Source organism: Dactylosporangium aurantiacum, assembly GCF_000716715.1.
In the GTDB taxonomy this organism is placed as follows: Bacteria; Actinomycetota; Actinomycetes; order Mycobacteriales; family Micromonosporaceae; genus Dactylosporangium; species Dactylosporangium aurantiacum.
On sequence record NZ_JNYJ01000013.1, the window covers coordinates 66,881 to 91,133 of the forward strand.

The window sequence follows — 24,253 nt, forward strand, 5'->3', positions numbered from 1 at the left end:
ACCGCGGGTGCACCCCATCAAGGACGGCCAGGCGCACAACGTCGAGGCCCTCGTCGGCTCGCACGCCTTCGGCTCGACGGCCCTGCTGCTCGGCACGGTCCTGCTGCTGTTCGGCACGGTCCTGCTGCTCGGCACGGTCCTGCTGCTGCTCGGCCTACCCGGCACGTACGGCTGGCTCGGCCCGCGCCTGGGCACCCTCGGCCTCATCGGCTTCATCGGCGCCCCCGGCTTCGAGGCCGAGCAGATCGCCTCCGGCATCGGCCTGATCCTGGGCCTGCTCATCTTCGGTATCGCCCTGCAGATCGAGCTGCTCCGCGGCGCCCTGCTGATCGGCCTCGGCCTGCTCGCGGTCCGCTCCACCCGGTCCGAATCAGCCGGTCTGGTCCGCGAGCCCGCCGCGGTCTGAGCGTCCGGGCCCCTCCAGCTCGCCGGCGCTGGAGGGGCCGCTGCGCTGTCAGACCACGGTGCAGGGGATGCCGTTGAGGGTGAAGGCGGCCGGTTCGGCGGTGTTGCCCGTGTGGGTGGCCTGGAAGCCGATGTCGACGGAGGCGCCCGGGGCGAGCGTGCCGTTGTAGTTGACGTTGCGGGCGCTCACCTGGCCGCTGGCGGGCGAGAAGGTGGCGTTCCAGCCCGAGGTGATCGACTGGCCCGACGGCAGGGTGAAGCCGAGCGTCCAGCCGTTGATGGTCGACGTGCCGGTGTTGGTGATGGTGATGCTCGCCGTGAAGCCCGTGTTCCAGGTGCTCATCGTGTAAGCGACCCGGGCGCCGCCGCCACCGCCGGACGACGGACTGGTCGAGACCGACGGGGATACAGAGATCGACGGGCTCGGCGACGACGTGTCAGTCAGGTTGGCCACGAACGTCATGGCGCTGCGGGCGGGCAGCGTGACGGTGAGCGAGCCGTTCGACATGGTGAGCGCCCCCTGCGGCGCGACGTTCCTGCTCCCGTCGGTCAGCCAGTTCGCGACGCTGCCCGACGCCGTCGTGTTCGCCAGGGTGAACTGCTGGCTCACCGCCGAGGTGTTCTTGTTGACGGCGACGATGACGACGGTGTTGCCGCCCCGGTACGCCGAGACGAAGACGTTCGTCGCCGGGTTGGCCGTCGCGTCGATCCGCACGTACCCGGGCCGGACGAACCTGGCGAAGTGCGCCATCATCGCGCCGCGCTTGCTGATCTGGCCGTCTTCGCGCATGGGCCCGTAACTGCGCCGGATGGTCCACCAGACGTAGGTCTGGAACTCGGCGTCGACCATGGCATGGTGGATGTGCTCGGCGACGTCGAGCGCCTGCGGCCAGAGATCACCGGAGTCCGAGCTGTTGGGGTAGTAGACCTCGGTCATCCAGAGTTCCTTGCCCGCGCCCTTCTGCTTGAAGAGCGGGTAGGGGAAGTTGGCGTACGAGGTGCCGTACAGGTGCGCCCCGATGATGTCCACATTGGCCAGTGCCGTGGGATCGTTGAGGATCGGGTCCGACATGGACTTCACGTACTGGAACGACTCGGGCGCGATGACCCTGGTGCCGATGACGCCTGCGTTCTCCCGCAGGAAGCGGACGATCTCGGCGGAGGTCCACCATGTCCAGTCCGCGGCGTAGTCGGGCTCGTTCTGCACCGAGATGCCGTACAGGTTCACCCCGTTGTTTCGCATGTACGTGGTGAAGTCGTTGAGGTGCTGGGCGTAGGCGCCGTACGAGCTGTACCGCAGGCGCTTGGCGTTGGTCTGGCTCCCGCGCGTGAACGTCTCGATCATGCTGGCGGGCGGGTTCCACGGCGACGCGAAGACGGTCGCGCCGAGCTCGACGGCGCGCTTCGCCGTCGCCAGGTCACGACCCCAGTCCGACTGGTTCTCGCCGACGGGGATCCGCAGCAGGGAGAAGCCAAGTTTCCCTTCACCGGCGCCGAACGCGGTGTCCCGCTGGGCCGCCGTCAGGTCGCCGATCCACGCCGCGTGGGCCATGCCACCGAAGCCCCGGATCGTCTGCCGCGATGCCGACGGGTTGATGTTGGCCGTCGCGGCCGAGGCTTCCGTGGCCCCCAGCACCGACGCCGCGACGGTGAGGACCGGCACGGCCCCCCCGGTCGTCAGGACGGTCCTGCGGGTCAGCAGCCTGCGTTCATCACGTACCGGCTCGTTCCGATCTTGCGTCATGTCACGTCCTTCTGGCCGTTGGTGCCGGTCCACGCCGCCTCCAGGCCACTGGCCCGCTGTGCGCTGTTTTGGGTCTTTTACAGCACTTGTTAGCGCTAACATGCTGCCGTACGAACCGGTACCCAAGCGCGACGGAGGTGTGGACCCGCCCAGGGGGTTGGCGGAGGGTGATACTCCGGCGAACTATGGTTTCGGCCTTCGACGCGGGTCAAGCGGCTACGCACACCGACGGTGTGAACGCCCCGCCTAACCATGAAAGTTTCCGGCTAGGCAGCAACGAACACCTCGCCAACAACGACCTGACGAGCACCGCGCCGAACTCCGAGCGCCGACCCTGCTCGACGGGGACCGTCATCGTGGTCGCCGACGGCCACCCCGCATTGCTCGGCATCGTCCATAACCACGAGATCTCAACTGCGGGACGAACCATAGTTCAAGCCCACGAAATACATGCGGCGGGCCGTGGAGGAAATGGCAGAGCATCGTCAGAGGCCGCCTTAGCGGTCCGCCGGTGTAGGCCTAAGCGGGCATCGGCGTGGGGGCGATGGTCGTAACGCAGCACCTCAGCAACTCTCGGCCGGTCCACCGGACGTTGAACACCGCACTTCCCCTTCGGGGGCAGTGTATCGGTTCGACGGATCTCCAGGCTGACGACCGTCACTGTCGAGCCGGTTGCCAGTTACGACCCGTCGTTGGATCTCGACGCTTAGCAGCGTACCTGTACACTATCGGAATGACGACTAAGCGCGATCGACTGATGCCTCTCGGTACAACTCTCGCGAGCTTGGGTGGATCACTAGCTGTAGGATTTCTGATCTATACACTGCAGGACTCGTCTCGCACCTTCTGGCGTTGGCCCGGATTTTTGGGAATAGCAATTCTTATCATTGCCATTATTGTGTTAATTGCCGGATTCCTCGCGCCTGCAGATAAGTCAGGCCCTGCCGAAACCGCACCGCAAACCAACCAGAAACAGGTAGGAGGCGACAGATCTACCAACTATCAGGCAGGACGTGACATCAAGATTACAGGATCCGATGGGAAGAACAGGTAGGACATGGGTCCAGATCAGGACCAGCGCGGAGGAATCGGATCAACTAATTATCAGGCGGCCGGAAACATTTATATTAACACTGGTCCGCCCCTCTCAGAGTCCACCGGTTCACTGCCGGGATGGGTTCGCCTCACACCAAAATTCCTTGCAACCCGAAAACCTCGCGTCGATCTCGAGGAGTACTTCGATGGGTCGGCACCCGACTGGAAAGACGTTTGCCATCCAAATCTGCGTCCACGGCCGGTTGTGACGAAGATTGTTCAGGAGTTCCTCTCGAGAGACTTGGAAGACCGAAGTATTCTTTTGCGAATTGGAGGAGCGACGGGGGACGGAAAGTCCACTGTTCTCATGCAGGCAGCCGCGACACTCGCACGCGAAGAACGCTTCCAAGCGATCTACTGGCGAAGCGGGCCGAACGCGCGGTTGACCTCGAATGAGTTAGATTCGATTCGTTCGTCATCTCGAACAATTCTGATTGCTTCCGATGATGCCGAAGCCCTTTTGGCCGATATTGATAAACTCGCACAATCCAAGTTACACGAGGAAGATCTTTTCGTACATTTTCTTCTTGCCAGCCGTGATATCGACTGGAACGGCGAGCGTGATCGGCTCGGCTGGAAATTCAGCATAGCTGCGCGCTGGGAACCCAACTTTCGCGTTCTCCCGGCAGTTCAGGTAGGCGGAGTCGAACCAGCCGATGCAAAGGTCGTCAGCCAGAACTGGGTTGATTGCTCAACCAGTCGACCCGCTCGACTTACCAGCAACAATGTCGACCAAATTGCAAAAGATATGCTCAGCGCCAGCCGGGCGTCCGAGGGCAGGCAAGCTTTTATGGGTGGCCTCTTGTCAATGCGGTTTGACTCGGAGCGCCTCCGGTCGAGGCTGCTCTCCTTGCTATCCAGGCTCTCTACGGTTTATCCAGGCCTACAGTTGGAGGTCTCTCTTGCGGACTTCCTGGTCGCGCTCGCCGCCATTGATATTGGCGAGTTGTCGGGCCTCCCTCGCGATATTTCCGCCCAGTTCCTTGGTGTTTCAGAATCCGACCTGCGGCCGAAGGTCGAGGTTCCTATGAAGCGGGAATTCTTCCTGGGCGCGTCATCGCGGGCATTCTTCGCAAGGCATCCGAGCATCTCGAAGGCGATGCTTGAGCTGGCCCTCGGCGACGAGTCGAATTTGCAGGTCGAGTCGAGCCTTGAGAAGTTGATTCGCGATGTGAGGAACGTCGGATATCAGGCGGGGTTTCGGCCAGGATTTGGCCAGCTCACCGACTTGGGGCGAAGGTTGTCGAAGGGGTCGGTTGCCCGCGAGTTGATCAATCCACTTGCTCTTCACCTCTGCCGTACAGCCTGCACGGTAGCACCGCGTGAACTGAGCACATTCCTTGCATTGTCTCAGACCCTTCGCGAGTCAGGTCAACCCCTCTTGGCGATATCGGAAGTCTGGGCGATCCAAGCACCTCGTCTAGATGATCCTGCCGCATGGGGTGATTACACCGACCATGTCCGCGGTGGCTGGACCGAGTTTGCAAGTTCACTCGGGACCGCAGAATATGAATGGTCTTCATTCTGGGCAGCGCAGGTCTCTATATCGGACCGAATTTCTGTTCCAATAGCCGGGCCCGACGTGTCAATAGCACTTAACTTACTTGCCCTAAACGCGAAGAGAGCATGCGCGCGGTTTGGCGATTGCAAAGAAGTTACAGACTTGCTCATTGAGACGGAGGCTTTGACATGTTCGCCGGGCTCGGCTTTCTTCCATGAAAAGCGTTACGCGACACGATACCTCTTGGAGCTAGGGATTACGCCACGCCCCTTCGGAGGGCCGACCGCGTTGGTAGCTGCGATTCATCGAGCCAGGGCCATGATGCGCACGTCTCAACCATCCATCTCATTGCATGATCAAATTGCCGACCCGAGGGACCATTCGTTCAATATGCTTTTAGAACGCCTGAGTCGGTAGAGGTTCGAGCGCAAGGACGATGCACAACACTGTCTCCCGCTGATTGAGGTGTAGATATGTGGAACGACGAGGTCGCATTCGTTCGTGTTTTCGCCGTCATCAACGGTCGAGACCCGCGTCCCGTTGCCTACCGCATACGCGGGCGCACTCGGCGGCCGGAAAGTCGGCGCGCTGCTGCCAATCAGCGAACGGGTCGACATCCTCGCTCGGTCGCTGCAGGATGCCGTGCGCAGCGACCGTATGACCCTCAGCGAGCGCAAACCCGTGTCAACCGCCGGCCCGCAAGCCGATCTCCGCCGTGTCGGCGATGCGTCGGTGCCTGGTCATGCATCACTAGGCAGCAGATCGGCTCTCACACGTGAGCTGCGAGAACCGGTGCTCCCTGTCGACGGCGGCCTGAGACTGACCCTCTGGCGGCGGATTGGAATTGACCCCTCTCCGTAAGTGTGGAGGGGTGATCAAGTTGGAGGAGTGGGCTGAGATCCGGCGGTTGCACCTGGCTGAGGGTGTGCCGATCAAGGAGCTCGCTCGGCGGTTCGGGTTGTCGCGGAACACGGTGCGTTCGGCGGTGCGGGCGGTGGAGCCGCCGCGGCGTGAGCGTGGGCCGCGGGGTTCGTTGGTTGATGCGTTCGAGCCGCAGATCCGGTCGTTGCTGGCGCAGTGGCCGTCGATGCCGACGCCGGTGATCGCGGAACGGATCGGCTGGACGCGGTCGTTGACGGTGTTGAAGGACCGGGTTCGGCAGTTGCGGCCGTTGTTCGTGCCGCCGGACCCGGCGGACCGCATCGAGTACTCGCCGGGTGAGTTCGCGCAGTGCGATCTGTGGTTCCCGGAACCCGAGATTCCGGTCGGGGCCGGTCAAAGGCGGGTGTTGCCGGTCCTGGCGATGACGTGTGGGCACTCGCGGGTGACGGACGCTGTGATGATCCCGTCGCGGCAGGCGGGCGACATCCTGGCCGGGATGTGGGAGATCATCGGCGGGTGGGGTGCGTGTCCACGCACGCTGGTCTGGGACCGGGAAGCTGACGGTCGGCGGGACCGGGAAGCTGACGGTCGAGGCGACGTCGTTCGCGGGGACGTTGGGCGTGGGCATCCGGCTGACGCCGCGCCGTGATCCGGAGTCGAAAGGGCTCGTCGAGCGACGCAACGGCTACTTCGAGACGTCGTTCCTGCCGGGCCGCACGTTCACGTCGCCGTTCGACTTCAACGCCCAGATCGGTGACTGGCTCACGACCCGGGCGAACGTGCGGCACCTGCGCGCGATCGGTGCTTCTCCGGCGCAGCGGTGGGACGCCGACCGGGCCGCGATGGTCGGCCTGCCGCCAGTGGCGCCGGCGGTCGGGTTGACCCACCGGGTCCGGCTGGGCCGCGACTACTACGTGCGTGTCGACAGCAACGACTACAGCGTGGACCCACGCGCGATCGGCCGGTTCGTCGACGTGTTCGCCAACCCGGCCCAGGTCGTGGCCTCCTGCGCCGGTCAGATCGTCGCCGAACACGCCCGCTTCTGGGGAACCCGGCAGACGATCACCGACCCCGCCCACCAGGCCACCGCCAGGCTGCTGCGCGCAGAGCTGGCGCACCGCCGCCGCGAGCTCGACCGCGACACGACCAGAGCCCACGCTGACGGCCATGTCGTGGCCATCCGCGCCCTGCCCGACTACGACGACCTGTTCGGCGTCGACTTCGATCCCCGCCCCGTCGAGCACCCACCCGCACCCACCACCGCTGAAGGGATTTCATGACCACCACACGCAGCAAGACCGCGGCGCCGGGCACCACCGCGGCCAGGCCGGACGGATTGACGTCGAAACTGGCCTACCTGGCCCGGGTGCTGAAGACACCCACCATCGGCCGGGTCTGGGAAGACCTCGCCGACCAGGCCCGCGATGCGAACTGGTCCCACGAGGAATACCTCGCCGCGGTCCTGGAACGCCAAGTCGCCGACCGAGAATCGGCCGGAAACATGATGCGGGTCCGCACCGCGCACTTCCCGGCCATCAAAACCCTGGACGACTTCAACCTCGAGCACCTGCCCAGCCTGCGCAAGGACGTTCTCGCGCACCTGGCCACCGCCACGTTCGTCCCCAAGGCCGACGACGTCGTGCTGCTGGGACCGCCAGGGATCGGCAAGACACACCTCGCGATCGGCTTGGGCATCAAAGCCGCCCAAGCCGGCAACTCCGTGCTGTTCGACACCGCCACCAACTGGATCACCCGACTCGCCCGGGCCCACCACGCCGGGCACCTCGAAGCCGAACTCAAGAAGATCCGCCGCTACCGGCTGATCATCATCGACGAGGTCGGCTACATCCCGTTCGACACCGACGCAGCGAACCTGTTCTTCCAGCTGGTCGCGTCCCGCTACGAGCAAGCCTCGATCCTGGTCACCTCGAACCTGCCGTTCGGCCGCTGGGGCGAAGTCTTCGGCGACGAAGTCGTCGCCGCCGCGATGATCGACCGGCTCGTCCACCACGCTGAAGTCCTGACTCTGGCCGGCGACTCGTTCCGCACCCGCGCCCGCCGCGAACTACTCGCGAAGAACCGGGACAAATAGACCAAGCCGACCTGACGGGGGGTCAATCCCAACCGTCCAGGAGGGGTCAGTTCTAATCCGCCGTTGACAGCTCCCAAAGCTGCCTGACCGCGGCGGCAGCACCAACGTCGAGCCGTCCGGCCACATCTGTAGTTGCTTGGCTCGGACGGCTCCCGCAGCACCGTCTTGTACATGCTGGCCATCCGCCGCGAGTTGTCGAGGTCATAGACGCTCGCCCGGACCAGTTCGGTCGCCGATCGAGCCGCACCTCGCCGATCGTCAGGCCATGAAGCTCCACCAGGTCCACTCCACAACGTATGGTCGCTGATCGCCGTACCGCGACCCAGCAGTGCCCGCGCCTCGTCCGTGCTCACGTGTCCACGGCCACCTACTCTGCTCAACCAGGCGCCAGCCCACGCGGGGTCCAAGCGGACGGAGTACGACCGCCCACCGCGGACGGTAACCACAGATCGTGGGGTCTGGGGCTCGGACCCCAGGGGGAATGGCGAGGATCCCCGGTTCGCGCGTTCCGCGAACAGAGGGCCCTCAGGTCCGAGCGGGTGAAGGGAATCGAACCCTCACTGTCAGCTTGGGAACTGGACAGGCAGCCTCGACGCCCCCATGTGAAGCGTCTGGCCGAACTACCCTGAGCGGTCTGGAGAGGCCTCCTGCGACCTACAGTAATGGCCCGCTAATGGCACGTGCATCAGGTCCGCACCCCGGCTGTCCCTCTTGAGCGGAAGGACGGCCGTACCATCTATGAGGTACGGAGGGGAGGAAGTCCTCATGGTCGGAAGAATTGCACCACCCGGCTCGACGTACGCGGAGCAACGGCACTACGTGGTCCCTGCGCGCCTTGCCGACCTGCTGGGCCCCGCCACCGGCACGGTCACCCTCGACCAGCGACTCGATTGGTCCGGCGATGGTCGCTACGACCTCGACGACCCCGGTGACCTGCAGCTGCTGTACCAGACGGTCCTCAACCAGGCAGCCACCACGGACGAACTGTGCCGCTGGATCAACGGGGAAACACTTCGACGGGTCTGGCGTGACCTCTGGCTTCCTGGTCGGCTCCGTGCGCTCTGGCAGGCGAAGTTCCCGGAGCTTGGAGTGGCCGGCTGATGGAGCCAGCTCACCTCCGACTGGCGCAAATAGGTCTGCAGGTCGCCGGTCAGTATGGATTCGCTCTCGCCGGCGGATACGCGGTGCAGGCGCATGGCATCCTGCACCGACCAAGCGAAGACGTCGACCTGTTCACAGCCTGGGAACGCCGAGCCGACTTCGCTGCCGCAGTCGAAGCGGTCACCGGCGCCTACACGCAACACGGCTACAAGGTGGAGATCACGCAGCAGTTCGAGACGTTCGCCCGGCTCATGGTCACCAGCGCCGCGGACGGCGGACAGTCGTACAAGGTCGAGCTGGCTGCGAACTGGCGCGCCCTGCCACCCGTGCAGATGGACATCGGCCCGGTGCTACACCCGGATGACGTCGTCGCCGGCAAGATGTCTGCTCTATACACCCGAGCCGAGCCCCGCGACTTCCTCGACGTGGACGCCGCGATCACGTCAGGCCGCTACACCCGGCAACGCCTGTGCGAACTGGCCGAACAGGCGGACGCCGGCTTCGAGCGCCACATCCTCGCCGACCTGTTCGCCATGCTGGAGCGCTACCCCGACCGGCGATTCGCCTTCTACGGCGCCGACCCCGAACATCTCACCAAGCTGCGAGCACGCTTCGCCGACTGGCGCCAGGAACTGCTCGACGACCAGCCCAGCGCTTCCAGATAGGCATCCGTGGCTGGGCCGAAGTACGACCGGCCACGACGGCGGGTGACCACAGATCGTGGGGTCTGGGGCTCGGGCCCCAGGAGGAATGGCGAGGGCCCCCGGCTCGCGCTTTGGCGAACAGAGGGCCCTCAGGTCCGAGCGGGTGAAGGGAATCGAACCCTCACTGTCAGCTTGGGAAGCTGATGTTCTGCCATTGAACTACACCCGCGAGCGACGCCTACTGTACCGAATCCGCGGGCGTCGCGCACGGACCATTCCGGCGGGCGCGTGGAACTCTGGCTAAGCGGTCCCGCCACAGGGTCTTCGTGGACGTCAGGGGAGAGTCGCGCTGGACGATGAGGGCTACCTCGACCGTGAGGGAGTACAGCTTCCAGTCGACCCGTTGGGCGGCGCGCATCTGCAGGGCGAGAGACGCCACGAGCAGGGGATCCATGACCGGGGTGGCCCGGCCGGAGAGGTAGGCCTCGTCGGAGGTGTCCTCGGCGGGGAAGCTGTGCAGGGCGTAACGGCCGTCGCGGTCCAGGTCGTGGCGCTTCGGGGAGGGCAGGATGAAGCAGTAGAGGCCGTCGTCGGTGATGACGGGCATCACGGGGTGGACGCGGGGGCCGCCGTCGGGGCGGATGGTGGCCAGGTAGCCCATGCCGGGGCCGTACTGGCAGATCAGGGTGCGGATGGCCGTCGCCAGCAAGGGCTCGGCCGCGGAGAATTCAGCCCACGTCGCCATGCCTCCAAGTTACTCGTACACCTGTACGAACAGTGTGTGATTCCACGAATGAAGGACAATGACCCCGTGGGTGATACGGACACGTTGATCGACCTTCTCAGGGGGTTCAACCTCCAGGCGGACCGGTTCGTCGAGGTGTTCACCCGGGCGCACGGGCTGCACCGGACGGATCTCAACGCGGTGGCGTACATCTGGCGGGCGGCGGAAGAGGACAAGCCGCTGACGCCCGGTGAGCTGGCGCGCACGCTGCGGCTCAGCCCGGCGGCGACCACCGCGCTGCTGGACCGGTTGGCGAAGGCGGGCCATGTCGAGCGGCGGCACGACACGGAGGACCGGCGGCGGGTACACCTCGTGATGCAGCCGCCGGCGAAAGAGCTGGCGCTGGCCTTCTTCACGCCGCTGGGGCAGCACATGCGGGCGGCGCTCGCGGAGTTCGACGCGGCCGAGCTGGCGACCGCCATCAGAATATTGACGAAAGTCAACGAGGCGACCGGAAAGGCCGCTGACGAGGCCACGTAATAGGCTAGGGCGTGCTGCTCTCCGACCGTGACCTGACCAAAGAGCTCGCCGACGGCCAGTTGCGGCTCGAACCGTTCGACCGGGACCTCGTGCAGCCGTCCAGCATCGACGTGCGGCTCGACCGGTGGTTCCGGGTGTTCAACAACCACCTGTACACCCACATCGACCCGGCGACGCAGCAGGACGACCTCACCGCGATGGTGGAGGTCGACGACGGTCAACCGTTCGTGCTGCACCCGGGCGAGTTCGTGCTCGCCTCGACGCTCGAGGTGATCAGCCTCGGCGACCAGCTTGCCGGGCGGCTCGAGGGCAAGTCCAGCCTGGGCCGGCTCGGGCTGCTGACGCACTCGACCGCGGGGTTCATCGACCCGGGGTTCTCCGGGCACGTGACGCTCGAGCTGTCCAACGTGGCCAACCTGCCGATCATGCTCTGGCCCGGGATGAAGATCGGGCAGCTGTGCATCTTCCGGCTGTCCTCGCCCTCGGAGCACCCGTACGGCTCGGCGATCTACGGCTCCCGGTACCAGGGACAGCGCGGCCCCACCCCGAGCCGCTCCTGGCAGAACTGGCGCACCTGGCCCACAACGACGCCATGAAAAAGGGCGGCTCCCGAAACCAGGAGCCGCCCTCAACACAAAGCTAAGCGACGCGCCCGTACCCAGCGATCGGATATGTGTCGATCTTCTTCATCCGGACCACGTCGCCGGTGGTCGGGGCATGGACCATCCAGCCGCCGCCGACGTACATCCCCATGTGGTGCATGTCGCTGTAGAAGAACACCAGGTCGCCGGCCTTCAGGTCGGCGCGGCTGACGCGCTTGGTGTCCGCGTACTGCCACTTGGTGTAGTGCCGCAGCGTGTGGCCGGCCTGCTTCCAGGCGTAGAGCGTGAGGCCGGAGCAGTCGAAGGTGTTGGGGCCCTCGGCCGCCCACACGTACTTCTTGCCGATCTGCTGGCAGGCGACCTGCGCGGCCTTGGCGGCGTCGCCGCCGGAGTACTCGACCGGGCAGGCGACCGGGCGCAGCTCACCGGTCGCACCGCTGCTGCCGTACGCCTTGGTGCGCATCTCGTTGAGCGCCTTGATCTCGGCGTTGATGGTGGTCTCCTTGGCCGCCATCTCCGCCTCGGCCGCCTTCTGGGTGGCGATCAGGTCGTCGAGGGGCTTCTTCTGCTCGTCGAGGACCTTCTTGCTGTCCAGGACGTCCTTGATGCCCTCCGCCTCGTCCTTGGCGATCATGTTGAGCAGGACCAGCTGCTCGGCGAACGTGTCCGGCGAGCCGGTGGTCATCAGCGCGTTGAAGCTGGAGACCCGACCGGTCTTGTACTGCAGCACCGAGAACGCGCTGACCCGCAGCAGCGCCGTGTCGACCTGCGCCTGCAGCGGGTCGATCTTGCTCTTGAGCTGGGCCTGCTTCGCCAGGTTGGCCTTCAGCTCACCCTTGAGCTGGTTGTGCTGCTCGATGATGGGCTCGACTTCGTTCCATTTCTTGTCGATCTGCGCTTCGAGCTCGGCCGGGGTCGGCTCCGCGTGCGCGGCGCCGGTGATCCCGAGGGCGAGCGACAGACCTCCGAGTGTGGCGACGAGCAGCCGCAACATACGGTTGGGCCGCCTCGTATGGGTCTCCACCGAGGAGTTGCTCCTTCTTCCAGCCGCCTACCGGGTTAGCTGACGGGTTCGGGCGGAGAAGGTCGCCCTACCGCGAACGTCGCGGATTCACCCCGATGGCGCAGTTGGGTCCCCGGTTCAGAAAAATCGACTCGGCGGTGCCGTCTGGCGCACCCGTGCTGGGCGCGGACATCCACACGACCGGAAATCACGGTATGGCGACCGCTCCCACGGAGCAAGTCAGCCCGCGATTGTTGTCCGATTTGGCCGAAAAGTCACGCGGCCTTGGTGACGTACACGTCATCAATTGCACCGGTGAACTGATCGTTGTTCGCGCTGGTCCCCTTGCCACCAATACAGAGCGGATCCGCGTTCACTATGGACAGTGACGAAGGAATAGCTGACCGTCCCTTGAGTTGGCCGTCCACGGCCACCGTGAGCAGGGCGTCACGGCGCGAGCACTCAACCCGGTGCCATCTGCCGTCAGCCACGGTCAGCGATGCGAGTGCTACGTAAATGGTAGGTCCGCCCGTTCCGACAATCACACAACTGGGGTGTCCGGCGGCGCCGTCGACCTGCAACTTGAACTGACTGTCACCGACCGAGAACCCTTTTTGCAGAACATTGGCGCCCTTGGAAGTCTCATCGGGTCCGACGAGCACACTCGCGCCATAGGTGAACGCACCCTGTCCCGGATTGAGAAATTCCGCGGGACCACTCTGCAGGATGGCGCGCGCACAACTCTGTGCACCGTAATGCTCACACCGGGGCGGGAATCGCACCGCGAGTCCGCCGGCGTGCGGGACCGCGGACAGCTCGCCCCCGGCGCTGCGGATCCGCAACGGCAGCCGGCCCGCGCCGTCCAGGACGGGCCCCGTGACGCCGCCGTCGAAGGTGTACCGCACCCCGGCATGCGCCGACTGCCCCGACGCGGCCGGCTGCACCGCCTGGGTCACCGTGGCGGCGCCGGACACCACCGCCGAGGCCGGCGGCCGACCGCTCGCGGCGGCGGGCGGCGGCGCGGTCCCGGCCGGCTCGCGGCGCAGCGCCCAGGCGCCGGCCACGACCACCAGCGTGACCGCGGCAAGCGTCATGAGCCGTCGCCGGCGGGGCCACGTCCGCATAACCGGACACTATGCCGCGCCAGACCGGGCAAAAGGCCACGAACCACGCTACAACGACACGATCGAGGGAGGGGGACCTGGTCAGGCCGGCGCCGGCTCCTCCGAGACGGCCTGGCCGACGACGGCGGTGAGCACGTCGTCCAGGGTCACCACGCCGATCGGCACCCGGCCGTCGCTGACCAGCACGATGTGCTGCCGCTCCCGGCGCATCGCGAGCAGCAGCTCGGCGAGGGTCCGCGTCGGCGGCACGATGCCGAGCGGGCGGATCAGCTCCAGCGGGATCGGCGCCCGCCGCTGCGGGCCGACGAACCCGATGACGTCCTTGACGTGGACGAAGCCCAGCACCCGCCGCGACGCGCGCTCCACGACCGGGAAGCGCGAGCGGTTGGTGCGGGTGGCGAGGACCTCCAGCGACGCCGGGGAGACGTCCTCCGCCACCGTGGTGATCTCCGACCAGCGGCGCAGCGCGTCGCGGGCCGTGCGCTGGCTCAGCGCGAGCGCGCCGGTGATGCGGGCGTGTTCCTCGGGCGCCAACAGGCCCTCCGTGGTCGCCTGGGCGGCCAGCCCGGCGAGCTCCTCGGCGGTGAAGACGGTCTTGACCGAGCCGGTCGTCTCGATCCGCCACAGCGACAGGATCATCCGCGAGGCCCACTTCATGGCGACCAGCACCGGCTTGGTGGCCATGCAGAACGCGAGCATCGGCGGGCCGAGCCACAGCACCGCTCGCTCGGGCGAGGCGAGGGTCAGGTTCTTCGGGACCATCTCACCGAGCACGGTGTGTGCGAAGACGATGACCCCGAGCGTCAGGACGAGCGCGGTCGGATGGATCAGCTGCTCCGGTACGTGCAGCGACGCGAACGGCCCCTCCAGCGCGTGCGCGAGCGCGGGCTCACTCAGCGCACCGAGGCCGAGGGTGCAGATCGTGACGCCGAGCTGGGCACCGGCGATCATGAGCGGGATCTCGTTCATCGCGCGCAGCGCCGAGCGGGCCCGCCGGGACGTGGCCGCCAGCGGCTCGATCATGGTGCGGCGCGACGCGATGAGGGCGAACTCGCTGGCGACGAAGAACGCGTTGCCCAGCAGCAGCAGGACGGTGACCAGCAGCTCAATCATCGATGTCCTCCGGCCGCACGACGCGGACCTGCTCGATGCGGCGCCGCTCGACCTCAACGACGGTGAACTCCCAGCCGTCCTCTTTCCAGATCTCCCCGACGGTCGGGATCCGGCCCAGGCGGGCCATCAGGAAGCCGGCGAGCGTCTCGTACGGCCCCTCGGGCATCCGGAAGCCGGTCACCTCGGCCAGCTCGTCCTCGCGCAGCACGCCGTCGACGAGCGAGGTGCGCTCGTTGCCGGGGGCGGTGAGGTCGGGCATGCCGTGCGCGGTGGTCGGCTCCTCCTCGACGTCGTGCTCGTCGGCGATCTCACCGACCAGCTCCTCCACCAGGTCCTCGACGGTGACGACGCCGTCGGTGCCGCCGTACTCGTCCACCACGATCGCGAAGTCGGAGCCGCTGCGGCGCAGGGCCTGCAGGACGCCGTCGAGGTCGAGGCTCTCCGGCACGAACACCGGCTCGCGGGCGACCGCGCCGACCTTCGTCGTCGGGCGGCGCACCGGCGGGACACCGAGCGCGTCGGTGACCGTGACGACCCCGGTGACCTGGTCGAGCGTCTGGACGTACACCGGAAAACGGCTGTAACCGGTCTGCACCGAGGTGGCCAGCAGGTCGGCGACGGTCGCGTCGGCACGCAGTGAGACGACGTCGACGCGGGGCGTCATCGCCTCGGCCGCGCGCTTGTCTCCGAAGCGGATGGTCCGCTGCAGCAACACGGCCGTCTCCCGCGGCAGGGCGCCGGCGCGGGCCGAGATCGCCGCGAGCAGCCCCAGCTCCTCGGGCGAGCGGGCGCTGGCCAGCTCCTCCTGGGGCTCGACGCCGAACCGGCGCACGACCCAGTTGGCGGAGCCGTTGAGCAGGCCGATGAGCCAGGAGAACAGCTTGGAGAACATCCGCTGCGGGCCGGCGGTGGCCCGGGCCACCGGCATCGGCTTGGCGAGCGCGGCGTTCTTCGGCACCAGCTCGCCGAAGAGCATCGACAGCAGCGTGGCGACGATCAGCGCCGCGACGTGTCCGGCACCCTGCGTCACGGTGCCGAACAGGGGCTCCAGCAGCGGCTCGAACAGGTGCGACAGCGCGGGCTCGGCGAGATAGCCGGCGAGCAGGGCGGAGATGGTGATGCCGAGCTGCGCGCCGGACAGCTGGAACGACAGCTCCCGCAGCGCGGTCCGGACGGTGCGCGCGGTGCGGTCGCCGGAGCTGGCCTGCTGGTCGATCTCGGCGCGGTCGACCGTCACCAGCGCGAACTCGGCGGCGACGAAGCCCGCGTTCGCCGCGGTGAGCAGCGCGAAGGCCAGCAGGGGCAACAGGGTGGTGAACACGCGCGCGCGACGATCCCTTCGAGGTGACAGCCGATTGTTCCACGTGAACCCACCGGCCGCTGACGGCGGCCGCCCCGGTATCGAGAGGCATAGATCACCCTCCCTCTTTCGGGGTCTTTCCGCCCTCCGAGGCAGCGCGGATGCTGTGGAAACGACACGAGGAGGGCGGAATGGGAGCGGCACTGATCGGTGTCTGCATAGCGGTCGTTGCCGGGTTCGCCGCCGGCAGCGCGAACACCAGGGCGAAGCGCGCCCGGCTGGACTACACGCGCACGAAGGCGCTCGTGCCCGGGGCGCGCAAGACCGCGTGGGCGGAGAGCCTGCGAGGCCTCCGCGTGATCGCGACCGCGGCAGCTGTACTGGTGGCGCTGGCGATGGCGATGAACGTCATCGGGCAGCGCTGACGCCTCCGAAGGTAGAGCGAAAAGTCCGTTTTGTCAATTACGTCACGAAGACAGCGAGCGCAGCAGTACCGACGCGACATCCACGACCTCGACGTCGTCCGGCGCGGCACCGGCCGCCTTCTTGCCGGTGACCCCGTCGCCGAGCATCGTCAGGCAGAACGGGCACGACACGGCGACGGTCTTCGCTCCGGTCGACAGGGCCTCTTCGACCCGCTCGACGTTGATCCGCTTGCCGATCCGCTCCTCCATCCACATGCGTGCGCCGCCGGCGCCGCAGCAGAACGAGCGCTCCGCGAAGCGGTCCATCTCCACCAGGCCCGCGTCCTCGTTCGTGGAGGCGACCGCGCCGAGCACCTCGCGCGGCGGCGCGAAGACCCGGTTGTGCCGGCCGAGGTAGCACGGGTCGTGGTAGGTGATCGCACCGTCGAGCGGCTGCACCGGGGTGAGCTTGCCGGCGGCGACCAGCTGGGCCAGCAGCTGCGTGTGGTGGATGACCTCGAAGTGCCCGCCGAGCTGGCCGTACTCGTTGGCGAGGGTGTTGAAGCAGTGCGGGCAGGTGGCGACGATCTTCTTGACGCCGGCCTCGTTGAGCGTCTCGACGTTCTGCTGGGCGAGCATCTGGAAGACGAACTCGTTGCCGATGCGGCGGGCGGGGTCGCCGGTGCAGGTCTCCCCCTGGCCGAGGATCGCGAACGACACGCCGGCCTCGTTGAGCAGCGTGGCCACGGCGCGGGTGGTCTTCTTGGCGCGATCCTCGAAGGCACCGGCGCAGCCGACCCAGAACAGGTACTCGAAGTCGCCGCCGTCGGCCACGTTCGGGACGGTGAAGTCCAGGCCCTTGGTCCAATCCTCGCGGGTCGACTGGGCCGCGCCCCACGGGTTGCCCTTGTTCTCCAGGTTGCGCAGCATGACGCCGGCCTCGGTCGGGAAGTTCGACTCGATGAGGACCTGGTAGCGGCGCATGTCGACGATGTGGTCGACGTGCTCGATGTCGACCGGGCACTGCTCGACGCAGGCGCCGCAGGTGGTGCAGGACCACAGCACGTCGGGGTCGATCACGCCGTTCTCGTCGACGCCGCCGACGAGCGGCCGGTCCTTCTCCGCCAGGGCCAGCACGTCGACCTTGGCCAGCGCCTCCTCGGTGGCGTTGGCGCCGCCGGCCAGCAGGTAGGGCGCCTTCGCGTACGCGTGGTCGCGCAGGCCGAGGATGAGCAGCTTCGGCGAGAGCGGCTTGCCGGTGTTCCAGGCCGGGCACTGCGACTGGCACCGCCCGCACTCGGTGCAGGTGGTGAAGTCGAGCATGCCCTTCCACGTGAACTGCTCGACCTGCGCGACGCCGAACTGGTCCTTCTCCGGGTCGGCCTCCTCGAAGTCGAGCGGCTTGCCGCCGCTCATCATCGGGCGCAGGGCGCCGAGGCCGGAGCCGGCGCGGCCCGGGGTGCGCTTGAAGTAGATGTTGAAGAACGCGAGGAAGCGGTGCCAGGCGACGCCCATCGTGATGTTGCTGGCGATCACGATGACCCAGGTCATCGACACGATGATCTTCACCATGGCGATGAGGCTGACTGCGGCGGCGCTGGCCGGCAGCACATCGCCGAGCGCGTGGCTGACCGGCGCGGCCCAGACCGGCCACTCGAGCGTGTCGTTGGCGGCCTTGAAGCCGCGGATGAAGAAGCCGCAGAGCAGCACCGCGAGGATCGTGTACTCGACGTAGTACGCCTGCCACATCGTCGAGCCGGCGAAGCGGGAGCGCCGGTTGGGGTTGCTCGGCAGGTTGCGCAGCCGGATGCCGATCAGGACCAGGATGCCGATGAAGCCGAGCACACCGATCCACTCGGTGACCAGGCCGTAGACGTTCCAGCCGCCGATCAGCGGCAGGCCGTGGTCGGGCACGGCGACCTCGAAGTACGCCTCGAGCACCAGCGACGACAGCGCGATGAACGCGATCATGACGAACCAGTGCGCGGCGCCGACGACGGTCCAGCGCAGCATCCTGGTGTGGCCGAGCGTCTCGGCCAGCATGGTCTTGAGGCGCAGGCCGCGGGAGTCGCCCCGGGTCGGGTCGGGCTGGCCGAGCCGCACGACGGAGAGCATGCGGCGCACGGTGCGCACGACGAGCACGACGGCCACGACGGTGATCACCGCCGCGACACTGGTCGCGATGATCTGCACTGGGCCCATGCCGATGCCTCCAACGCCGCTGGTCCTGAATTAGGACCTTAGTCCCCTCGTTACCGGTGGGTAACGTGAAGTTTGTCGCAGCAAACGCTAAGACACCGGGATGCAACGGTCACGGGCGACGGCACAAGTTGTGACAGATTAGCGGTGCGGTGCCGTTCGGGAGCGCCAAGAAGCCCCCTCGACACGTTGGTGTGCCGAAGGGGCCCAGGCCGTGGAGCAGGGGCTAGCTCAGCGCCACTTGGACAGGACGCCGAGCGACGCGACGAGGAACCCGAAGCCGATGGCCAGGTTCCAGTACTGCAGCTTGGCCACGGCGGAGAACGCATCCACGTCGAAGAAGCCCTGCGTCAGGTAGTAGGCGACCAACCACCCGATGCCGATCACGATGAGGCTCACCGCCAGGATCGGCACCCAGACCGGGCTTGGACGGCGCTTGGCGGCGGCCGTCTCCTGTGGGCGCAACTCCGCCGGCGGCGTGTACACCTTCTTCTTACGAACTGTCGACTTCGGCACGGCGCTCTCCTGGAGGGGTCGTCTGGCCAACACTATCCACGTGACGCCGCCACCTCCGCCAGCGTCGGCCTGAATAATGTTCTACGTCTAGCGTAGTCAAGTCGGCACGCGCGTGCGGGGAGGGGTCGTGGTGGAGTACACATCAGGCGACTCCTCGTGGGCTCGCGCCCTGCGCAGGCTCGGTCGCGCTATGCTGCCGCGCCACCGCCGGGATCGACGTTTCGGCTGGTCAGTGGCGACGCCGGTGGTGTTCGGAGCGGCCGGGTTGCTCTTCTCGCTGACGGCCGCGACCGCGCACGGCACCGACCTGCGCGACGACCGCCGGCCCGAGCTGACCAATCTGATCGCTGAAAGAAAACACGAAATTGCCACGTCCCGCGCGGGCGCCGCCCGACTGCGCGCCGAGATCGAGGCGCAGCAGCAGGGTCAGGCGGGCGCGGACAGCGCGGTCGACGAGCAGCGCCGCCGCGGCGAGCGCCAGCTGGCCGCGGCCGGGCTGACCGCGGTGCACGGCCCCGGGGTCGTGGTCGTGCTCAACGACGCACCCCGGCGGCCCGACGGCGGCCGCCCGGCCGGCGCCCGCCCGGACGACCTGGTCGTGCACCAGCAGGACGTGCAGGCCGTGGTCAACGCCCTGTGGGCGGGCGGCGCCGAGGCGATGACGCTCATGGGCGTCCGGGTGATCACCACCAGCGCGGTACGCTGCGTCGGCAACACGCTGCTGCTCGACGGCCAGGTGTATTCACCCCCGTTCGAGATCGCCGCCATCGGCGACCAGGCGCGCCTTCAGCGCTCGCTCGACGAGTCGGAGGGGGTTGCCCTGTTCAGGGACGCCGCGGACAATTTCGGCCTGGGCTACCAGGTCCGGATGGAGGCAGACGTGCAGGCGAAGGCCTATGACGGCTCCACCGCGCTGCAAGCGGCGACGACCGGGTCCTGACGCATGAGCGATCAGCACCGCCCCCGCCACCGCGCGCTGGACCAGGACGACATCGCCACCAGGATGATCCCGCGGATCCGCGACGACCATCCGCCCGCGGAGCCCGTGCCGGTCGCGCCGCCGGCGGTCGTGCCGCCGGCGGTCGCGCCGCCGCCGGTCATGCCGCCGCCGGTCATGCCGCCGGCGGTCGCGCCGCCGGCGGTCGCGCCGGCAGCGGTCGTGCCGGCAGCGGCGGACGCCACCGCCTACATCCCCCGGTTCACGGAGCAGGCCGACGCCACCACCGTGCTGCCGAAGCTTCCCGCCACGCCGGAAACCACTCCGAAAGCCACTCCTGAGGATGAACCGGACGCGACCCAGGATCCTGACATCCCGAAGGGTGTCAAGGTCGTGCCGTTGCGGCCGGTCCGCACTCAGGAGGGTTATCGCAGCGTGTACTCCGAATACACGAGGACCACGTTCGGCACGGTCGTGCGGGCGGTCAGCCGGGGCACCGGCGAGCTGCTCATCACGTTCGGCCTCATCGTGCTGCTCTTCGCCGGCTACGAGGTCTGGGGCAAGTCGGCGATCGTCGAGGCGCACCAGGACGAGCTCAACCGGCAGCTGGAGCAGCAGTGGGCCCAGCCGGGCGCCGACCCCACCGTGGCGCCGTCCGGGCCGCCCACGCCCGTCGCCAAGCCTGCCAACGGCGCGGTGATCGCGTCGGTGCACATCCCGAAGCTGAAGAAGAAGTGGGCCGTGGTGCAGGGCGTCACGGCCGCCGACATCCGCTACGCGCCCGGGCACTACCCGGACACGGCGTTGCCGGGCCAGATCGGCAACTTCTCCATGGCCGGGCACCGCACGCCGGCCATCTGGTGGGACCTCGACCAGCTCAAGGCCGGCGATCCCGTGGTCATCAAGACCGCCGACACCTGGTACGTCTACCGCGTGATCGGCCACGAGATCGTGCTGCCGACGGCGGTGCAGGTCGTCGCGCCGGTGCCGAACAAGCCCGGGGTAGCGCCGACCAAGGCACTGCTGACCATGACCACGTGCAACCCGAAGTTCAACAACTACCAACGACTGGTCGTGCACGCCGAGCTGGACCGGACGCAGCCGGTCGCCCAGGGCGACCCCGCCGAGCTGAAGGGATAGCCGCGTGTACGGATGGATCTGGCGGCACATCCCGTTCAAGCAGTGGCAGCTCAAGTCCCTGGTCTCCGCGCTGCTGATCGGTGCGTTCGCGGCGCTGCTGTGGTACAAGGTCTTTCCGGCGGTCGAGCCGATCCTGCCGTTCGACGACGTGCAGGTCGAGACGGACGACCCCGCCGGTGGGCAGTTGGAGCAGCCGCCCAGCACCGCCCCGTCGACGGCGCCGTCGACCGGGGCGACGTCCGTGCCGTCCAGGGTGCCCACGAAGACCCCGTCCGCCCCGCTGGTCCTACCGAGCTAGGTGAGCCGATTGCGCGTCCTTGTCATCGACAACTACGACTCGTTCGTCTTCAACCTGGTGCAGTACCTGGGCCAGCTCGGCGTCGACTGCGACGTGCGCCGCAACGACGAGATCACCGTCGACGAGGTCGGCGCCGCCAACCCCGCCGGCATCCTGCTCTCCCCCGGCCCCGGCACCCCGGAACGCGCCGGTATCTGCATGGCCGTCATCGAGCGGTACGCCGGTGAACTGCCCATCTTCGGCGTGTGCCTCGGTCACCAGGCGTTCGGCGCCGCCTTCGGGGCCACCGTGACCCGCGCCCCCGAACTGCTGCACGGCAAGACGTCGCTGGTCACCCACACCGGCCAGGGCGTGCTGCACGGCCTGCCGGACCCCTTCATCGCGACCCGGTACCACTCGCTCGCCGTGGTCGAGTCCACGCTGCCACCTGAGATCGAGGTCACGGGCCGCACCGAGTCCGGCGTGATCATGGCCATGCGCCACCGCAGCCTCCCGATCGAGGGCGTCCAGTTCCACCCCGAGTCGGTGCTGACCCAGGGCGGTCACCTCATGCTGGCCAACTGGCTGGCGGTCTGCGGCCTGCCGGGAGCGCTGGACCGGGCACCCGACCTCGTCGCCGAGGTGGAGGCCCGCAGAGTCGCGGCGTTCGCCTGACCGGCCGTCGCGACCGTTCCGCTCACACGGGTCGGCGGTCGCGCCCCGGCTTCCCTTGCGCTCGGGCTCGGCCCGGTGTGGCACCGACCGTTCAACAGCGGGAGACGGGACGTCGGCGGCAGCCCCGGAAGGCCCGCTGCCACCGGGACCAGCCTGGACGCCGCCCTCGCCGGGGTGGCCCCGAGAACGCTGGCCCCTCAGCCGGACGCTGCCCCTCAGCCGGGCGCTGCCCCTCAGCCGGGCGCTGACCGTCAGGCCGGGCGCCCACCCTCAGGCCGGGTGCGTCGATGAGACCGGCGCCGGCGGTCAGCCGCCATCCACATCGCCGGCTCGCGCTCCTCAGCCTGTGCGCGGTGTGCGGGGAAGCTCGGGCCGCTGGGTCAGATTGAGGGCGAAAATGCGGCGCTCCTCACACCCAAGACCACCACGCCTGTGCACAACCCTGTGGATAACTGGCCTGTTATCCACAGGGTACGCACTGTGATCGGTGGAGAATCAGGTGAATCCGGACTAATTGTTGGGCGAGGCGGTGACGCTCGGCTTCGGTGAGTTCGACGGGTTGCCGCCCGCCAGGACGCCGATCCGCAGCGTGATGACATCGGTCTTCATGAGCGCCCTGCCGGCCGGCTGCGACTGGTAGACGACCAGGCCTTCCTTGGACGGGTCGGTCACCTGCGTCTCGCTCGTCTTCGGCGCGGACGTGAAGCCCGCCGCCTCCAGCGCCGCCTGCGCCTGGACCAGGGTCTTGTTCGACAGGTCCGGCATGATCGCCTGGTTGTTCTTCGACACGTACAGCGTCACGGTCGAATTCGGCTTCACCGGCGTGCCGGCCGGCGGGTCGGACTCCAGGACCTCGTCCTTGGGGGCCGCGCCGTCCTTCGCCACGATGTTGGCCTTGAGACCCAGGTTGGCCAGCTGCTGCTTGGCCGCCTCGGCCTGCTGGCGGGCCAGCGTCGGGATCGGGATCAGCGTGGGCTCGCCGCAGATGTTGTAGTCGACCTGGGTGCCCTGCTTGACCTCGTTGCCCTTCGGCGGGTTCTGCGAGATGACCGTGCCGGCCTTGCAGTTCTCACCGGGCCCCGTGCGCGGGTCGCCCTCCAGCTTCGACTGACGCAGCGCCGCGCGGGCCTCGTCCTGGCTCTTGCCGACGAGGTCGGGCACCTGCACCATCGGGTCCTGGTTGGCCAGATAGAGCCCGATCGACAGCGCCGCGACCGCGAGCAGGCTCAGCACCGTGAGCGCCACGACGATGCCGGTGGAGTTCTTGCGCTTCTGCCGCTGCGCGGCGCGGGCCGGCTGGCGCGAGGCCGGCGGCGGGCGGTAGGCGGTCTGCGCCGCCATCACGCTCGCCATCTCGTCCTCGGTCATGACCGGCGGCGCCGAGACCGGCCGGCCGGCCGCCGCCCGCATTACGTCGGCGCGCATCTCACCGGCGCTCTGGTAGCGGTTGAGCGGGTTCTTCGCCAGGGCCTTCAGCACGACCGCGTCGATCTCGGGCGTCACGTCGCGGTTGCTGCTGCTCGGTGGCCGCGGATCTTCCCGTACGTGCTGATAGGCCACCGACACCGGGTTGTCCCCGACGAACGGCGGATGGCCACAGAGCAGCTCGAAGAGCACGCAGCCGGACGCATACACGTCGCTGCGGGCGTCGACGGGCTCGCCGCGGGCCTGCTCGGGCGACAGATACTGCGCGGTGCCGATGACCGCGGAGGTCTGGGTCATCGTGGTGGCGCCGCTGGCCAGCGCCCGCGCGATGCCGAAGTCCATCACCTTGACCTGGCCGGTCTGGGTGAGCATCACGTTGCCGGGCTTGATGTCCCGGTGGATGATGCCGTGCCGGTGGCTGAACTCCAGCGCCGCGCAGATGTCGGCGGTGATCTCCAACGCCCGCCGGGGCATGAGCCGTCCCTCGGCCGCGAGCACCTCTTTGAGGGTGCGGCCGTTGACGAACTCCATGACGATGTAGGGAAGCTCCTCGCCCGCCGGGCCCCGCTCCTCGCCCGTGTCATACACGGCGACGATCGCGGGGTGGTTGAGCGAGGCGGCGTTCTGCGCCTCCCTGCGGAATCTCAGCTGGAAGGTCGCGTCGCGGGCCAGGTCGGTGCGCAGGGTCTTGATCGCTACGTCGCGGCCCAGGCGCAGGTCACGGCCCCGATGGACCTCGGCCATGCCGCCATAGCCAAGCAGCTCCCCGACCTGGTATCGGCCGCCGAGGAGGCGAGGCTGGGCGGTCAT

At 67.6% G+C, this 24,253-nt stretch carries 22 protein-coding genes, 1 tRNA gene, 1 pseudogene and 1 riboswitch; of the genes and pseudogenes, 14 read left to right on the forward strand and 10 right to left on the reverse strand.

Features of this window, described 5'->3' with window-relative positions; all coding sequences use genetic code 11:
- The first annotated feature begins 7 nt into the window (after positions 1-7).
- Complete coding sequence (locus tag OP18_RS16825) at positions 8-406, forward strand: hypothetical protein (RefSeq protein ID WP_033359862.1); 399 nt, start codon at positions 8-10, stop codon at positions 404-406.
- A 48-nt stretch (positions 407-454) separates the two neighbouring features.
- Here the strand turns inward: OP18_RS16825 and xynC are convergent, their stop codons facing one another.
- The gene (gene xynC, locus OP18_RS16830) at positions 455-2,149 is read right to left on the reverse strand and encodes a glucuronoarabinoxylan endo-1,4-beta-xylanase XynC (protein WP_033359863.1); all 1,695 of its coding nucleotides are present in this window, start codon (positions 2,147-2,149) and stop codon (positions 455-457) included.
- Positions 2,150-2,882: 733 nt separating this feature from the next.
- Here xynC and OP18_RS57220 point away from each other — a divergent pair.
- From OP18_RS57220 to OP18_RS16850, 6 genes and pseudogenes are all read left to right on the forward strand, one after another.
- Positions 2,883-3,203, forward strand: coding sequence for a hypothetical protein (locus OP18_RS57220; protein WP_156089566.1), 321 nt, complete (start codon positions 2,883-2,885; stop codon positions 3,201-3,203).
- 3 nt (positions 3,204-3,206) lie between these two features.
- Positions 3,207-5,162 (forward strand): P-loop NTPase, encoded by a 1,956-nt coding sequence (locus tag OP18_RS57225; protein WP_439329648.1) that lies wholly within the window; start codon positions 3,207-3,209, stop codon positions 5,160-5,162.
- 454 nt (positions 5,163-5,616) lie between these two features.
- Positions 5,617-6,907: pseudogene (istA, locus tag OP18_RS51240) on the forward strand (IS21 family transposase).
- The gene (gene istB, locus OP18_RS16840; protein WP_033359864.1) at positions 6,904-7,719 is read left to right on the forward strand and encodes an IS21-like element helper ATPase IstB; all 816 of its coding nucleotides are present in this window, start codon (positions 6,904-6,906) and stop codon (positions 7,717-7,719) included. Before istA ends, istB begins: the two are co-directional and overlap by 4 nt.
- A 765-nt stretch (positions 7,720-8,484) precedes the next feature.
- Positions 8,485-8,820, forward strand: a complete 336-nt coding sequence (locus OP18_RS16845) for a hypothetical protein (protein WP_033359998.1) — start codon at positions 8,485-8,487, stop codon at positions 8,818-8,820.
- Positions 8,820-9,485, forward strand: coding sequence for a nucleotidyl transferase AbiEii/AbiGii toxin family protein (locus OP18_RS16850; protein WP_033359865.1), 666 nt, complete (start codon positions 8,820-8,822; stop codon positions 9,483-9,485). The genes OP18_RS16845 and OP18_RS16850 overlap by 1 nt, the downstream gene beginning before the upstream one ends.
- Positions 9,486-9,622: 137 nt before the next feature.
- On the opposite strand, the gene OP18_RS16855 is transcribed toward OP18_RS16850, so the two are convergent.
- Both OP18_RS16855 and OP18_RS16860 read right to left on the reverse strand, forming a co-directional pair.
- Positions 9,623-9,693, reverse strand: a tRNA-Gly gene (locus tag OP18_RS16855).
- A 9-nt stretch (positions 9,694-9,702) separates the two neighbouring features.
- Complete coding sequence (locus OP18_RS16860; protein WP_052386848.1) at positions 9,703-10,209, reverse strand: pyridoxamine 5'-phosphate oxidase family protein; 507 nt, start codon at positions 10,207-10,209, stop codon at positions 9,703-9,705.
- Positions 10,210-10,275: 66 nt separating this feature from the next.
- On the opposite strand from OP18_RS16860, the gene OP18_RS16865 reads away from it, so the two are divergent.
- Positions 10,276-10,728: a MarR family winged helix-turn-helix transcriptional regulator gene (locus OP18_RS16865; RefSeq protein WP_245635406.1), complete on the forward strand. Its 453-nt coding sequence runs from the start codon at positions 10,276-10,278 to the stop codon at positions 10,726-10,728.
- An 11-nt stretch (positions 10,729-10,739) separates the two neighbouring features.
- The gene (gene dcd / locus OP18_RS16870) at positions 10,740-11,324 is read left to right on the forward strand and encodes a dCTP deaminase (RefSeq protein ID WP_033359867.1); all 585 of its coding nucleotides are present in this window, start codon (positions 10,740-10,742) and stop codon (positions 11,322-11,324) included.
- 43 nt (positions 11,325-11,367) lie between these two features.
- Here the strand turns inward: dcd and OP18_RS61850 are convergent, their stop codons facing one another.
- The 4 genes from OP18_RS61850 to OP18_RS16890 form a co-directional block, all read right to left on the reverse strand.
- Positions 11,368-12,354: a C40 family peptidase gene (locus OP18_RS61850; protein WP_156089568.1), complete on the reverse strand. Its 987-nt coding sequence runs from the start codon at positions 12,352-12,354 to the stop codon at positions 11,368-11,370.
- Positions 12,355-12,362: 8 nt separating this feature from the next.
- Positions 12,363-12,501, reverse strand: a riboswitch (cyclic di-AMP (ydaO/yuaA leader).
- A 107-nt stretch (positions 12,502-12,608) separates the two neighbouring features.
- Positions 12,609-13,427 carry a LamG-like jellyroll fold domain-containing protein gene (locus OP18_RS16880; protein ID WP_052386849.1) on the reverse strand — a complete coding sequence of 273 codons (819 nt, stop codon included), beginning with the start codon at positions 13,425-13,427 and terminating at the stop codon, positions 12,609-12,611.
- A gap of 111 nt (positions 13,428-13,538) precedes the next feature.
- Entirely contained in the window at positions 13,539-14,570 is a 1,032-nt protein-coding gene (locus OP18_RS16885) for a hemolysin family protein (RefSeq protein ID WP_033359869.1), read from the reverse strand.
- Positions 14,563-15,891: a hemolysin family protein gene (locus OP18_RS16890; protein ID WP_245635407.1), complete on the reverse strand. Its 1,329-nt coding sequence runs from the start codon at positions 15,889-15,891 to the stop codon at positions 14,563-14,565. Before OP18_RS16890 ends, OP18_RS16885 begins: the two co-directional genes overlap by 8 nt.
- 170 nt (positions 15,892-16,061) lie before the next feature.
- On the opposite strand from OP18_RS16890, the gene OP18_RS16895 reads away from it, so the two are divergent.
- The gene (locus OP18_RS16895) at positions 16,062-16,295 is read left to right on the forward strand and encodes a hypothetical protein (RefSeq protein WP_033359870.1); all 234 of its coding nucleotides are present in this window, start codon (positions 16,062-16,064) and stop codon (positions 16,293-16,295) included.
- 42 nt (positions 16,296-16,337) lie between these two features.
- Here OP18_RS16895 and OP18_RS16900 read toward each other — a convergent pair whose 3' ends face one another.
- Together OP18_RS16900 and OP18_RS16905 are read right to left on the reverse strand one after the other, a co-directional pair.
- Positions 16,338-18,476 carry a (Fe-S)-binding protein gene (locus tag OP18_RS16900; protein ID WP_033359871.1) on the reverse strand — a complete coding sequence of 713 codons (2,139 nt, stop codon included), beginning with the start codon at positions 18,474-18,476 and terminating at the stop codon, positions 16,338-16,340.
- Between the two features lie 228 nt (positions 18,477-18,704).
- Complete coding sequence (locus tag OP18_RS16905) at positions 18,705-18,989, reverse strand: cell division protein CrgA (protein WP_033359872.1); 285 nt, start codon at positions 18,987-18,989, stop codon at positions 18,705-18,707.
- A 130-nt stretch (positions 18,990-19,119) separates the two neighbouring features.
- On the opposite strand from OP18_RS16905, the gene OP18_RS16910 reads away from it, so the two are divergent.
- From OP18_RS16910 to OP18_RS16930, 4 genes are read left to right on the forward strand one after another with little or no spacing between them, the layout of a single operon-like run.
- Positions 19,120-19,929, forward strand: a complete 810-nt coding sequence (locus OP18_RS16910; RefSeq protein WP_033360002.1) for a DUF881 domain-containing protein — start codon at positions 19,120-19,122, stop codon at positions 19,927-19,929.
- A gap of 3 nt (positions 19,930-19,932) precedes the next feature.
- A complete protein-coding gene (locus OP18_RS16920) occupies positions 19,933-21,066 on the forward strand; it encodes a class E sortase (RefSeq protein WP_245635408.1) in 1,134 nt (377 codons plus the stop codon).
- A gap of 4 nt (positions 21,067-21,070) precedes the next feature.
- The gene (locus tag OP18_RS16925; protein WP_033359874.1) at positions 21,071-21,364 is read left to right on the forward strand and encodes a hypothetical protein; all 294 of its coding nucleotides are present in this window, start codon (positions 21,071-21,073) and stop codon (positions 21,362-21,364) included.
- Positions 21,365-21,373: 9 nt separating this feature from the next.
- Positions 21,374-22,018: an aminodeoxychorismate/anthranilate synthase component II gene (locus tag OP18_RS16930; RefSeq protein ID WP_033359875.1), complete on the forward strand. Its 645-nt coding sequence runs from the start codon at positions 21,374-21,376 to the stop codon at positions 22,016-22,018.
- A gap of 510 nt (positions 22,019-22,528) precedes the next feature.
- Here OP18_RS16930 and pknB read toward each other — a convergent pair.
- The gene (gene pknB / locus OP18_RS16935; protein WP_033359876.1) at positions 22,529-24,253 is read right to left on the reverse strand and encodes a Stk1 family PASTA domain-containing Ser/Thr kinase; all 1,725 of its coding nucleotides are present in this window, start codon (positions 24,251-24,253) and stop codon (positions 22,529-22,531) included.